We start from the raw sequence: 13167 nt of genomic DNA on the forward strand, positions 1-13167 counted from the left end.
CAGGACGCTACGCCGGGAGGCCCCGGATTGTTCCCGGCCCAGCGTCCTGACCGGCCTACAGTCGTCTCGTGGACGACATGCACGCGCTCCTCGCCCGCGCCGCCGAGCTCGGCGCCGGCTACCGGGCCACCCTCGCGGACCGGCCGGTCGCCCGGCCCGTCGACCCCGCCGAGCTGCGGGCCGGCTTCGGCGGGCCGCTCCCGGAGGACCCCAGCCCACCGTCCGAAGTGCTCGAACAGCTCGCCAGGGCCGCCGCACCCGGGCTCGTCGCCACGGCCGGGCCGCGGTTCTTCGGCTTCGTCATCGGCGGGGCCCTCCCGGCCGCCACCGCCGCCGACGTCCTGGCCGCCTGCTGGGACCAGAACGGCTTCAACGCCGTCCTCTCGCCCGCCGCGGCCGCCGCCGAGGACGTCGCCGGCGCCTGGCTGAAGGAGCTGCTCGGCATCCCGGCCACCGCCTCCGCCGGGTTCGTCACCGGCGGACAGGCCGCGAACACCGCCGGCCTCGCCGCCGCCCGGCACCACGTGCTCGCCGAAGCCGGCTGGGACGTCGAACGCGACGGGCTGGCCGGTGCCCCACGCGTCCGGGTCGTCGCGAGCGAAGAGCGGCACGCCACCATCGACCGCGCCCTGCGGCTGCTCGGCTTCGGCACCCGCGCCGTCGAGCCGGTCAAGGCCGGTCCGCAAGGCGCGATCGACGTCGAAGACCTGCGCGAGGTGTGCGCGGCCGGGAGCGGCCCGCTGATCGTCTGCCTGCAGGCGGGGAACGTGAACACCGGAGCCTGCGACGACCTGCGCGCCGCCCGGGAAGCCGTGGGAGACGCCTGGATCCACGTCGACGGCGCGTTCGGGCTCTGGGCCGCGGCCGCCCCGGGCACCAGGCCGCTCCTCGACGGCGTCGAACTCGCCGACTCCTGGGCCTGCGACGGGCACAAGTGGCTGAACGTCCCGTACGACTCCGGGTTCGTCTTCTGCGCGCGCCCGGAGGTCCACGCCGCGGCGATCGCCTACCGGGCCGCCTACCTCACCGGCGCCGGTGAGCTGTCCGGCATGGGCGACCTGACCCTGGAGTCCTCACGCCGCGCCCGCGGGTTCGCCGTGTGGGCGGCGCTGCGCGAACTGGGCCGCGATGGCGTCGCCGAACTCGTCGAACGCTGCTGCCGGCTGGCCCGCCGCTTCGCCGCGAAGCTCGCCGAGGGCGGGGCCGAGATCGCCAACGACGTCGTGCTCAACCAGGTCCTGGTGTCCTTCGGCGGCGACACCGACGACCTCATCCGGAAGATCCAGGACGACGGCACGTGCTGGCTCGGCGGCACCACCTGGCGCGGCCGCCGGTACCTGCGGATTTCGGTGTCCGGCTGGTCGACCACCGAAGCCGACGTCGACCGCAGCGCCGCGGCGATCCTCCGCCTGGCCGGCCGGTGAGCCGCTCGGTGCGCCGGTCAGTGACCCTCGCGCACCGAGAGCGAGTCCGTCCGCCAGGCGATCTCCTTCTCGCCGCCGGTCGGCCAGCTCGACGACAGCCGGCGGCGGACGCTGCCGAGTGCGCCCAGCTCGGCGAGGTCGACGCGGGGACCCTGCGCCGCCAGCGAGGAAACCTCGGCCGTGGTGAGCGGGACGAAGTCGAAGTACTGCGCGTCTTCGCCTTCCCGGTCGACGAACTCGGTGAAGATCGCGGCGAACGACTGGCCGCATTCCGGGCACCGGCGCAGTGAGACGCTGAAATGGGACCGCTCGACCAGGCGATGGGTCTTGTTCAGCCGGGTCGTGCAGAACGCCAGCGCGGTCAGGGCGTCTTCGCCGGAGCAGCGCGCGCAGCCGAACTCGGTCATCGCCCGATCATCGCACGTCCGTGAATCCGCGCCCGGCTGGGGGAGCATCGGGAAATCCGTTGACCGTACTGATTTGACCCTGGTTCGAAATGGTCTGGACCTGTTAGTCTCGGCGGGTCCGCCAGGGTCGTGAGGAGAATCCCGTGCTCCGCATGAGAAAACGCGTCGCCGTCATCGCACTCGCGCTCGCCGGGGCCTCCGTGGCCGCGCCGCCCGCGGAAGCCGCGCCGGCCCAGGGCAAGGTGATGGCCTACTTCGCCGACTGGGACGTCTACGCCCGCGGCTACCACGTCAAGGACATCGAAACGTCCGGTTCGGCCGCGAAGCTGACCCACATCAACTACGCCTTCGGCAACGTCACCGGCGGCGGGTGCGTGGTCGGCGACCCGTGGGCCGACCACGACATGCCCTACGACGCCGCCACCAGCGTCAGCGGCCAGGCCGACAGCACCGAGCCCGGGACGCTGCACGGCAGCTTCAACCAGCTCCTCCAGCTGAAGAAGCTGCACCCGAAGCTCAAGGTGCTGTGGTCGTTCGGCGGCTGGACCTGGTCGGCCGGCTTCACCGAGGCGGCGAAGAACCCGGCCGCGTTCGCGGAGTCCTGCTACAACCTGGTCAACGACCCGCGCTGGGCGGGCGTGTTCGACGGCATCGACATCGACTGGGAGTACCCCAACGCCTGCGGCAACACCTGCGACACCAGCGGGCCGAAGGCGTTCACCGGGCTGGTCAAGGCGCTGCGCGCGAAGTTCGGGCGCCAGCTGGTGACCGCCGCGATCACCGCCGACGGCTCGAAGAACGGCAAGATCGACGCCACCGAGTACGGCGCCGCGAGCCGGTACCTCGACTGGTACAACGTGATGACCTACGACTACTTCGTCGCCGGGGCCAGCCCGACCGGGCCGACCGCCCCGCACTCGCCGCTGCGCGCCTACCCGGGCCTGCCGACCGCCGGCTTCTACGCCGACGCCGCCGTCCAAAAGCTGCGCCACCAGGGCGTGCCGCCGGCGAAGATGTTGCTGGGCCTCGGCTTCTACGGCCGCGGCTGGGACGGCGTGACGCAGAAGCAGCCGGGCGGCACGGCCACCGGCCCGGCTCCCGGCACCTACGAAGCGGGCGTCGAGGACTACAAGGTCCTCAAGACCAAGTGCCCGGCCAACGGCCACGTCGCCGGTACGGCGTACGCGAAGTGCGGCTCGCAGTGGTGGAGCTACGACACGCCGGAGACCGCGTCGGCGAAGGCCGGCTACGCGAAGTCGCAGGGCCTCGGCGGCGTGTTCGCCTGGGAGCTGTCCGGCGACACGGCGAACGCCGAACTGCTGCGGGCCATCGCCGGCCGCTGCTGATCCCCCTCGAGCTGAAGGGCCCGGGCGCGAGCGCCCGGGCCCTTCGTCCACTTAGGAGCGAGCGGGGAACCCGTGCCGCCGGGCGCCGAGCACGATCGCCAGCACCGGCAGCAGGAGCACGAGCAGCGTCCAGGGGAAGGCCGCCGGCCCGGCGGCGTCGAGCAGGACCCCGCCGGCCACCCCGCCCGCGGCCATCGCGGCGTTCCACAGCGTGACGAGCATGGCCTGCGCGTTGTCCGCAGCATCGCCGCCGGCGTTCCCCGCCGCCGTCTGCAGCAGGGTCGGGACGCCGCCCCAGCCGAGCCCCCACAGCGCGACCGCCACGCAGACCAGCACCGGGCTGCCCGCGAACACCGCCAGCAGGGCCGCGGCCACCGCGACGCCGAGGGTGCTGAGCACCGTCAACGTCCGCAGCGCGCGGTCGATCCCGGCACCGACGAGAGCGATGCCCGCCATCGACGCGACGCCGAACACCAGCAGGACGACGTCCACCGAACCGCCGAGCCCGGCGTGCGCGAGGAAGGCGGCGACGTAGGTGTAGAGCACGGTGTGGGCCAGCACGAACACGAGCGTCACGGCCAGCACCGGCGCGACACCGGGGACGGCGAGCGTGCGCAGGACCGGCGTCCGGCCGCCCGCCTGCCCCGGCTCGTCGGGCACCGCCGCGGCGATCCAGGCGAGCAGCACGACGGCGATCGCGGACATGACGCCGAACGCCGAGCGCCAGCCGAGCAGGCCGCCGAGGAACGTCCCGGCCGGGATGCCGAGCGAGAGCGCCAGCGGGATGCCTGCCATCACGACCGCGATGGCCCGCCCCTGGTTGTCCGGCGCGAGCCGGCGCGCGTACCCGGCGAGCAGGGCCCAGACGACGCCCGCGGCCACCCCGGCGACGAAGCGGGCCACCATCGTCAGCGTGTAGTCCGCGGACAGCGTCGTGACGGTGTTGGCCACCGCGAACCCGGCGACCCCGCTGAGCAGCAGGCGTTTGCGCGACCACCGCGCGGTGGCGGCGGCCAGCGGGATCGCGGTGAGCGCGGTGCCGAGCGCGTAGACCGTCACCGCCTGGCCGGCCGCGGGTTCGCCGACGCCGAGGCCCGCGCTCATCCCGGGCAGCACGCCGGCGGGCAGCGCCTCGGTGAGCACGGTGACGAACGCGGCGGTGGTCAGGGCGAGGAGGGCGGCGAGCGGAAAAGCGCGGGTGCTGAGGTTCGTCATGCCGCTATGCTCGAACCCTCACATTGATGTGAAGGTCTACGTGAGGTGGGGCACATGCGGATCGGTGAGCTCGCGGAGCGCACGGGCACGTCCCGGCGGCTCCTCCGGTACTACGAGGAGCAGGGCCTGATCATCGCCGCCCGTGGTCCCAACGGCTACCGCGACTACGACGAGCCGACGGTCGACCGGGTGATCCAGGTGCGCGGCCTGCTCGACGCCGGCCTGCCCACCCGGATCATCAAGCAGATCCTGCCCTGCCTGGACAAACCGCGGACCATCTACTTCCCGGACGCGACGCCGGAGATGATCGCGACGCTGGAGGCCGAGCGCGACCGGATGACCAGGCGGGCGGAGTGCCTGCTGCGCAACCGCGACGCGATCGGGGAGTACCTGGCCGCGGTCCGCGAGTACGACGCGGCAGGCCGATGACGGCAGCGACTGGCTCTGCCCCGGACTTTCCCGCCCGGTGGCGGAGGCGGACAACCCGCTGATCGGCGCGTCGCGGCGCGACACCCCGTCGCGCCGATCCGGAGCTTCGGCTACCTCACCAGCGGCGAGACGGGTCGATCACGTGGACGGCCGCTTCCTCCGCCGAAGCCGCGCCGCCGTCGATGCCGGCGTCCGAGGCGTACAGCTCTTCGTCGGTGTCTTCGCCGTAGCCTTCGTCCGTGGCCACCAGGCGGCCCGCGCGGACGTCGCCGACCTCGTCGTCGAGGAGCTCGCCGTCGGTGTCCTCGGTGTCGCCGAGCCCGTCGTCTTCGGGGTCGTCGGCCAGGTCCGGGACTTCGCGGGCGAGCCGGCCCGCCCAGCTTTCGCCTTCCGCGGTCTCGCGCGCGGTGGTGCCCCAGCCTTCGGTTGCCTGCGCGCGTTCCGGCGGTGAATAACCCTCCGCCAGCTCGTCGCGGTCGTCCAAAGTGTCCTCGGGGTCGAGGATGCCTTCGTCGGCGTTGTCGTCGATGTCGTTGTCCACGGCCACATCTTCGCGCAACTCATTGGCTGCGCCCAGTCCGGGTGATATGACCGTGCAAACAAGGCTGAAAGGTGATCCCTCATGCCGATGAGACGCAGGGTGCTGGCCGCGGGGCTGGCCGGGGTGTTCGGCGCCGCGCTGTCCGGGCGGACGGCCCAGGCCGCCGGAACGACCGCAGCCGCGCCGCCGGTGCGGCTGGACCAGCTCAACCTGGTCAACCTGTCGCACGTCAACGACCCGGCCACGACCAACGTCTTCCCCGGGGACCCGGCCTTCGAGCTGGAGACGATCGCCACCATCCCCGAAGACGGCTACTACCTGCAGTTCGTCCGCGAAGGCGAGCACACCGGGACGCACTGGGGCGCGCCCGGCCACTTCAACACCGGGGAGCCGCTCGCCGACGAAATGGACCCGGCGGACCTGTTCCGCCCCGCCGTGAAGATCGACGTCCGGGCGAAGGCGGCGCGCAACCCGGACTACGCCGTGACGATCGACGACCTGAAGGCGTGGGAGAAGCGCTACGGCCGGATCCCGGACGAGTCCGTCGTGGTGCTGTGGACCGGGTGGGACGCCAAGTGGGGCACGCCGGCCTTCCCGAACACCGGTGCGGACGGCGTGCTGCACCAGCCCGGGTTCTCGATCCCGGCGGTCCAGTGGCTGATCGACACCGGCCGGCTGGGCCGCCGCGGCGGCACGGGCACCGACACGTTCAGCCCGGACGTCGGCACCGACGAGACGTACACCGTGTCCAAGCTGGTCTACCGGCGTCACCGGATCAGCCTGGAGATCCTGGCCAACCTCAAGGCCCTGCCGACGACCGGCGCCTGGGTGCTGGCGGGCGGCCCGATCAACCGCCGCGGCGCGGGGTCCACGGCGACGATCTTCGGCGTGCTGCCGCCGGGGGTGGGTTAGTCCCGGCCCGAGCGCCCCGAGGCCGCCTCGGGGTGCTCGGCTTCGACCCGGCAGGTGGGCCGAACTCACCGTCCGCTGGCGCCGACGGCTTGCCGGACAGTTCCTAACCGGGCGAGAGCGTCGACAGCCGCAGCGAAGACAGCGGGGCCGGGTGGCCGAAGCGGTAGCCCTGTGCGGTGGTGCAGCCCGCCCGGGTGACCAGTTCGGCCTGCTCGGCCGTCTCGATGCCCTCCGCGACGACGTCCACTTCCAAGTCCGCGCACAGCCCGACCAGCGAGCGGCACAGCGCCGCGTCGCGGTCCGGGCGGATGCCCGTCGTCAGTGCGCGGTCCAGCTTGATCAGGTCGACCGGCAGCGCGTGCAGCACGGTCAGCGAGCTGTACCCGGCGCCGAAGTCGTCGAGGGCCACCCGGACGCCCAGGTCCTGGAGGCGGCGGATCGCGGCCGCGCCCGCCGCCAGGTCCGGCACCGGCACCGTCTCGGTGATCTCGACGACCAGGCGGTCCGCGGGCAGGCCGTAGCGGTCCAGCGCGGACCCCACGCTCTGCTCCAGCGTGGCCGCGCCGAGCCGGCTCGCGCACACGTTCACGTGCACCGTCAGGTCGATCCCCGCCGCGGTGATCTCGCGGCAGGCCAGGTCCAGCACCAGCGCGTCCAGCTCCGCGCCGAGCCCGGCGCCCTCGGCGGCGCGGACGAACGTCTCGGGTGACACCGAGGTGCCGTCCCGCGCGGTCCAGCGGGCCAGCGCCTCCACCGCCACCGGCTGCTCGTCGGCCAGCCGGACGATCGGCTGGAAGACCAGCGCGAAGCCCTCCGGGAGCCCGCCGTTCGCGCGGCGCAGAGCGGTCGGGAAGTCGGGCGGCCCGTCCGGCGACGGCTGGTACACGACCGTCGTGTCCTTGCCGAGCCGCTTGCCCGCGTACATCGACGTGTCCGCGCGGCCCAGCAGCACGTCCGCCGTCACCGACGGCTCGGCCGGGTCCGGCACCACCAGTCCCATGCTGGCGCGGACCGGGACCAGCGTGCCGTGCACCGCGAACGGCCGCCGCAGCGCGCTCTGGATCCGGTCGGCGACCGCTTGCGGGGCGTCGACCTCGCCTTCCAGCAGGATCGCGAACTCGTCGCCGCCAAGGCGGGCGACCGTGTCGCCCGCGCGCACGCAGCTCAGCAGCCGCTGGGCGACCGCGTGCAGCAGCACGTCCCCGCCCGCGTGCCCGAACCGGTCGTTGACCTCCTTGAAGTCGTCCAGGTCGACGAAGATCAGCACGAGCGGCCCGCGCCCGCCGTCGGTGCCCTGCTCGACGGCCCGGTCCAGCCGGTCGGCGAACAGCGCGCGGTTGGCCAGCCCGGTCAGCGGGTCGTGGTAGGCCTGGTGGGTCAGCTGCTGCTGGCCCTCGTACACCCGCCGCAGCAGCAACCGGTTGTCCAGCAGGGAAAGCAGCTGCCGGGCGAGTACCAGGAACACCACGAGCACGCCGACGTACACCTCGACGGCGTCCGGGCCGGCGCCGGCCACGACCTGCACGGTGATCAGCAGCGCGACCGCGGTGACCGGCAGGTACGGCAGCGCCACCTGCCACCAGTCGACGCCGACCGGCTGGCCCGCGTCGTCCCGGCGCCGCGTCCCGGGCGTCACCAGCAGCGCGAAGGCGATGAACAGCGGGCCGAGCACGAACCCGCCGTCCGACCACGGCTTCATGCTCTCCGCGCCGATGCTGACCAGGTAGGCGAACACGCTGTCGGACGCGGCCAGCGCGACGATCCCGACCGCCGCCAGCAGCAGGTTCGCGCGGTAGGGGCGGTCGACCCGGTCGAAGACGACCAGCAGCACCGCGACGACCACGACCACCAGGTCCGACAGCGGGTAGGCGATGGCGACGGCCCAGGTCAGCGCGTCCGGCCCGGTCGCCCGGACCACCTGCCCGAGCGCCGCGGTCCAGGTGAGGATGAACAGCGAGCCGGTGACCACGAGCCCGTCGAGCACCACCGCGACGCCGAAGTGCGCGGTCCACTGTGCGGGCTGCCAGCGTTCCCGGTCCGGCCGCACCCGCGCCCTGGCCAGCACGAACAGCGCGGCGAGCGCGAACACGGGGAAGCTCAGGTACCCGACGTCGGCCAGCGACGGCGACGGCAGCCCGCGGCCGTCGACCAGCTGGTACCACGACCAGAAGCACTGCCCGAACGACCAGGCGGCCATGCCGATCGCGACCAGCACCCGCCACCACCGCTGGTGCCCGCGCACCCGCCGCGCGACGACGATCCCGCAGACGACCGCGGCGACCCCGGCGCTGAGCTGCATGGCGTCGTCGACCCACAGGGCGAAGGTGTCGCCCCAGAAGGCGAAGCCGTTGACCACGATCATGGCCGCCGTGACGAGGACGAGCAGGATGGCCACTGGGTACCGCCGCACTGTCATGGCACCTCACGCGGTCACGCACGCCGGTCGGACCGGCAAACACTACACCGGGGGTGATCAACCACAAGCGCACCGGCATCGGCACCGGCGCCGGTCAGGCGGCTCGTACTCGCCCACACCGGCCGGCACACGCGGGTACGGTCGGTTCGGTGATCACGCGCATCCGGGGGTACGCCCTGCCGAGCGGCGAGTACGTCGACCTCTACGCCGACGGTGACCGCTGGACCACCGATCCCGTTCCCGGCGCCACCCTGGTGGCCGAAGGCTGGCTGCTGCCCGGCCTGGTCGACGCGCACACCCACCCCGGTGCCGCGCGGCCCGGGCAGCCGATGGACGCCGTCCTGCTCCGGGAACAGCTGCACCAGCACGTCGACGCCGGGGTCACGCTGATCCGCGCACCGGGGCTGCCGGGTGAGCCGCCGCCGTGGTTCGGGGAAGACCCGGACGTCCCGCGGGCCCGGCACGCGGGCCCGTGGCTCGCCCAGGAAGGCCAGTTCTTCGACGGCTGGGGCCGCCGCGCCGGCCACGACGAGCTGCCCGCGCTGGCGGCGGCGCAGGCGGCCCGGACCGGCTGGGCGAAGATCATCGCGGACTGGCGCGTCGGCGATTCCGCGGTGCCGGTGGACGTGCTGCGGGCGGTGGTGCGCGAGGTGCACGCGGCCGGCGGGCGGGTGGCCGTGCACAGCCAGCACCCCGACGGCGGCGCCGCGGCCGTCGCGGCGGGCGTCGACTCCCTCGAACACGGCATGTGCCTCGACCCCGGACTCCTCGCGCGGATGGCGGCCCAGGGCACGGCGCTGACCCCCACGCTTTCGGTGATCACCGAAAGCCTCGGGCGAAGGGAACGCGAGCCGGACAGCCCGGCCCGGACGTGGTACCTGAGCGGTGCGCGGGTCCACGCATCCTTGACGGCGGCTGCGGCGGAGGCCGGGGTGCGCGTGCTCGCGGGTACGGATTCCCTGCCGCACGGCGGAATCGTGGCGGAGATCCGGGCACTGGTCGCCGCGGGTGTCCGGCCGCACGACGCGCTGGCGGCAGCGTCGTGGAGCGCACGGGAGTACCTGGGGCTGGGCGGCCTGGCGCCGGGCGCGCCCGCGGACGCCGTGGTCTACGACGAGGATCCGCGGGTGGACTCGGACCAGCTGGCGGCCCCGGCGGCGGTGGTGCTGCGCGGCCGGTGCGTGCGGCGCCGCGGGTGAACCGGTCCGCGGTGTCACAGACCGCCGCGCGGGATCGTCTTGTGGGGTGTGACTGATCTTCTGCACGAGCGGCGGCAGCTGACCGGCCTGGCCTACCGGCTCCTGGGCTCGCTGAGCGACGCCGAGGACGTCGTCCAGGAGGCGTACGGCCGGTGGTACGCCCTGACCGAGCCGCAGCGCGCCGCCATCGCGTCGCCCGGCGCGTGGCTGACCACCGTCGCCGGCCGGATCTGCCTCGACCTGCTCGGCTCGGCGCGGGTGCGGCGGGAGCGGTACGTCGGCGAGTGGCTGCCGGAGCCGCTGTCCGGCGAGGTGGGGGTGAGCACCGACCCGGCCGACCGCGTCACGCTGGACGAGTCGATCACCATGGCGTTCCTCGTCGTGCTGGAGTCGATGACGCCGGCCGAGCGGGTCGCCTTCGTCCTGCACGACGTCTTCGGCTACCCGTTCCGGGAGGTGGGCGAGGTGCTCGGCCGGACGCCCGCCGCGTGCCGCCAGCTGGCCGGCTCGGCCCGGCGCCGGGTCCGCGCGGCCCGCTCGCCGGTGCCCGGCAGCGGCAGCGCGGACGTGGTGCGCGCCTTCAAGCTGGCCTGGGAGGCGGGGGACATCCGGAGGCTGGTCGGCCTGCTCGACCCGGACGCGACGGTCGTCGCGGACGGCGGGGGACTCGCCACTGCGCTGCGTCACCCGATCGAGGGCGGGGAACGGGTCGCGCGCTACGCCGTCGACCTCACCGGCCGGATCCCGGCGATGACGCTCGAGGAGACGACCGTCAACGGGCGGCCGGGCCTGGCCGCGTGGCGGGACGGTGCCGTCGTGGCCGTCCTGGCGTTCGAAGTGGCCGGCACGTCGGTCCGGCGGATCTGGGCGGTGCGGAACCCCGAAAAGCTCCGCCGGTGGCAGGCGGCATAGCTAACCGCCCGGTCCGGTGCGTTCGTCGTGCCGCCCGCGCGGGGCCGGCACGACGAACGCGATCACCGCCGCCGCCAGCCCGACGAGCACGGACAGGTGCGCCGCGGCCGGCACGGCGCTGATCAGGAACAGCCGCAGCGATCCCGAAATCAGCAGGCGCCACATCCTGGGGCTCATGATCAACAAGTACCCGCGGTTCGCCGTGGTCAACCGGGGTCCCGGCCACGGCCCGGTCACGTTCACCCACGGGTGTGGTGCGCCGCCCGGGTGAACGTCCCCGGTTCGGGACGCCGCAGCGGGGCGATGTCATTTCGACGCGTTCGACTGGGGTGATCGCGTGAGTTTCCGTCGCGAAATCGTTGCGGCGCAATGCGGTCCTTGTTAACGGAACGCCAAGTGCATTCGACCTTTCCGGCGGTGCCCGGAAAGGAAACCGCGGGATAACGATCCGTTTGCCGCAGCGTGATCGACTGGACATCGGCGGGAGTGCTGGCGAACATTGACCCCCGTGCGTGGAAGGGGAGGGGAACGGTGAGCCTCAGTGCGGCGGACGTGGTCGGCGAACTCAAGGCCCTGCGCAAAGGGAGGGCAATTTTCACGACACCGCTCGCGGCCCGGATCGGCCCCGCATTGCGCTCCACTTGCGGCATTGTCGAAGATGACGGAACCGTGGAGATGCGGCGTAAGCTGTCCGATCGATTGCGCCCGTTGGTCGAGTCGTTGCCGGAGGATCTGAAGATCGTTCTGCTCGCCGCGTTCGCGCTGGAGGAACGGGCGCGGAAACCGTTCTACCAGGACCGGGTGCGCTGGGCGGCGCGCACGCTCGACCGTGACGACCGGACGGTCCGGCGCCGGATCGACGAGGGGATCGAGCAGATCGCCGCGCTGGCCGTCGCGGCGGCCGAACCGGCGGCGCGGCTCTATCCGGGCAGTGGCTGGCACACCGAAGAACTGCGCGTGACGCTGGCCCTCGACCAGCCGGTGCCGGAGGCGTTCGAATTCCGGCGGGTGATCGCCGACGCCGACGAAATCGCCGTGCTCGACCTGGCATTGACCTTGCCGGTCACCGCCGAATCGGGTGATTCGGTGCACGAGTCCGATCTCGGAGTCGACGTGTTCCACGGTGGGGTGCTGACCCGGCGGGTGATGGAATCGAGTGACCGGATCGGGCTGTCGCTGCGGCTGCCGGAGCCGTTGCGCCGGGGTGCGCGGCACGAGGTCGGCCTGCGATTCCGGGCGAACCTGCGAGAACCGCGTTACGTCTGCGTGCCGCGGCACCCGTGCGATCTTTTCGATCTGCACGTCCGGTTCGGTGAACGCGTGCCGAAGCGGATCGTGCGACAGGAAAAGGTTTCCCCGGCCGACGACCGGTCGCGAACCGGCGCCGTGCTGCCCGCGGACGACGCCGGCGAGGTGCACGTCCGGTTCCGGCACCTCGAACCGGGCTTCGCCTACGGAATCCGCTGGGACTGAGCTGTCCTGTTTCTGTCCCGTGTGCCGCCGGTGTCCGGCGGCTGTTCCGGACGGGACGTGAATCGTTAACGGACAATAGCTGGACAACCACCGGCACTGTGCAACGCTGCTGGTCAGCGCCTCGATTAGGCCATATGTCGGACCGGGAATCGTCCAGGCACCAGACTGTCCGTTGTGGACAGACGGACCCCGGTGGCGGGCACGAGGAGGGCGCGTGGAAACGATGATCGTGGAGGCGGCGGAGGCCGTCGACGGCTACACCGTGCTGGAGGAATCGCCGAGGCCGGAGGGCGGTCTTGTCAAGGAACAGCTCGACCCGGTGGTGACGGCGGCGCGCGACGGCGACCCGGACGCGGTCCAGGCACTGCTGCGGCTGATCAAGCCGACGGTGGTGCGCTACTGCCGCGCCCGGATCGGCGGCCGCGACCTGTCCTACCTTTCGGCCGACGACGTCGCCCAGGAGGTGTGCTTGGCGGTGCTGAAGGTGCTGCCGAACTACCAGGACCGCGGGGGTTCGTTCCTCTACCTGGTGCGCGCGATCGCGGCGAACAAGGTCGCCGATGCGTTCCGTTCGGTGGCCAGGGACCGTTCCAAGCCGGTCCCGGAGCTGCCGGACCGGCCACTGGGCGGCAACGAGCCGGAGAACCACGTCCTCGAGCTCGACCTGGGCGCCCGCTTGGGCCGGCTGCTGGCGGCGCTGCCCCCGCTGCACCAGGAGATCCTGTCCCTGCGCATCGTGGCCGGCCTGTCGGCGAACGAGACGGCGGAGGCGCTGGGTATCTCGGCGGGCAACGTGCGCATCACGCAGTACCGCGCGCTGACGAAGCTGCGCGGGATGATCGGCGAGCGCGGGCTCTAGGTGGTGTGCGGCGGCGGCAAGCCCTCGGCTGCGC

At 72.9% G+C, this 13167-nt stretch carries 13 protein-coding genes; 8 read left to right on the top strand and 5 right to left on the bottom strand.

Translation table 11 applies throughout. From position 1 onward, the window contains the following. Positions 1 to 77: 77 nt before the first annotated feature. On the top strand, positions 78 to 1424 hold the full coding sequence (locus HUT10_RS36940; protein WP_176178216.1) for a pyridoxal-dependent decarboxylase: 1347 nt from the start codon (positions 78 to 80) through the stop codon (positions 1422 to 1424). Between the two features lie 17 nt (positions 1425 to 1441). Here HUT10_RS36940 and HUT10_RS36945 read toward each other — a convergent pair whose 3' ends face one another. Further along, the gene (locus HUT10_RS36945; protein ID WP_176175418.1) at positions 1442 to 1831 is read right to left on the bottom strand and encodes a hypothetical protein; all 390 of its coding nucleotides are present in this window, start codon (positions 1829 to 1831) and stop codon (positions 1442 to 1444) included. 152 nt (positions 1832 to 1983) lie between these two features. Here HUT10_RS36945 and HUT10_RS36950 point away from each other — a divergent pair, with 152 nt between their 5' ends. After that, positions 1984 to 3177, top strand: coding sequence for a glycoside hydrolase family 18 protein (locus HUT10_RS36950; RefSeq protein ID WP_217709791.1), 1194 nt, complete (start codon positions 1984 to 1986; stop codon positions 3175 to 3177). Between the two features lie 51 nt (positions 3178 to 3228). On the opposite strand, the gene HUT10_RS36955 is transcribed toward HUT10_RS36950, so the two are convergent. Continuing rightward, positions 3229 to 4392 (bottom strand): MFS transporter, encoded by a 1164-nt coding sequence (locus tag HUT10_RS36955; RefSeq protein ID WP_176175420.1) that lies wholly within the window; start codon positions 4390 to 4392, stop codon positions 3229 to 3231. Between the two features lie 54 nt (positions 4393 to 4446). On the opposite strand from HUT10_RS36955, the gene HUT10_RS36960 reads away from it, so the two are divergent. Then, positions 4447 to 4821 (top strand): MerR family transcriptional regulator, encoded by a 375-nt coding sequence (locus HUT10_RS36960; protein WP_176175421.1) that lies wholly within the window; start codon positions 4447 to 4449, stop codon positions 4819 to 4821. Positions 4822 to 4936: 115 nt separating this feature from the next. Here HUT10_RS36960 and HUT10_RS36965 read toward each other — a convergent pair whose 3' ends face one another. Continuing rightward, the gene (locus tag HUT10_RS36965; RefSeq protein WP_176175422.1) at positions 4937 to 5362 is read right to left on the bottom strand and encodes a DUF5709 domain-containing protein; all 426 of its coding nucleotides are present in this window, start codon (positions 5360 to 5362) and stop codon (positions 4937 to 4939) included. Between the two features lie 81 nt (positions 5363 to 5443). Here HUT10_RS36965 and HUT10_RS36970 point away from each other — a divergent pair, with 81 nt between their 5' ends. Continuing rightward, positions 5444 to 6274 (top strand): cyclase family protein, encoded by an 831-nt coding sequence (locus HUT10_RS36970; protein ID WP_176175423.1) that lies wholly within the window; start codon positions 5444 to 5446, stop codon positions 6272 to 6274. 103 nt (positions 6275 to 6377) lie between these two features. Here the strand turns inward: HUT10_RS36970 and HUT10_RS36975 are convergent, their stop codons facing one another. Next, complete coding sequence (locus tag HUT10_RS36975; protein WP_254897193.1) at positions 6378 to 8690, bottom strand: bifunctional diguanylate cyclase/phosphodiesterase; 2313 nt, start codon at positions 8688 to 8690, stop codon at positions 6378 to 6380. Positions 8691 to 8839: 149 nt separating this feature from the next. Between HUT10_RS36975 and HUT10_RS36980 the strand changes: the two genes are divergently transcribed. Next, on the top strand, positions 8840 to 9889 hold the full coding sequence (locus tag HUT10_RS36980) for an amidohydrolase family protein (protein WP_254897194.1): 1050 nt from the start codon (positions 8840 to 8842) through the stop codon (positions 9887 to 9889). A gap of 39 nt (positions 9890 to 9928) precedes the next feature. Next, positions 9929 to 10801 (top strand): RNA polymerase sigma factor SigJ, encoded by an 873-nt coding sequence (gene sigJ / locus HUT10_RS36985; protein ID WP_217709671.1) that lies wholly within the window; start codon positions 9929 to 9931, stop codon positions 10799 to 10801. Here sigJ and HUT10_RS36990 read toward each other — a convergent pair whose 3' ends face one another. Beyond that, the gene (locus tag HUT10_RS36990; RefSeq protein ID WP_176175425.1) at positions 10802 to 10978 is read right to left on the bottom strand and encodes a hypothetical protein; all 177 of its coding nucleotides are present in this window, start codon (positions 10976 to 10978) and stop codon (positions 10802 to 10804) included. Positions 10979 to 11476: 498 nt separating this feature from the next. Here HUT10_RS36990 and HUT10_RS36995 point away from each other — a divergent pair, with 498 nt between their 5' ends. Then, positions 11477 to 12274 (top strand): hypothetical protein, encoded by a 798-nt coding sequence (locus tag HUT10_RS36995; protein WP_254897504.1) that lies wholly within the window; start codon positions 11477 to 11479, stop codon positions 12272 to 12274. A 223-nt stretch (positions 12275 to 12497) separates the two neighbouring features. Next, positions 12498 to 13133, top strand: a complete 636-nt coding sequence (gene shbA / locus HUT10_RS37000; RefSeq protein ID WP_176178219.1) for an RNA polymerase sigma factor ShbA — start codon at positions 12498 to 12500, stop codon at positions 13131 to 13133. Positions 13134 to 13167: the final 34 nt, after the last annotated feature.

The sequence above is a fragment of the Amycolatopsis sp. Hca4 genome (assembly GCF_013364075.1).
Classification (GTDB): Bacteria; Actinomycetota; Actinomycetes; order Mycobacteriales; family Pseudonocardiaceae; genus Amycolatopsis.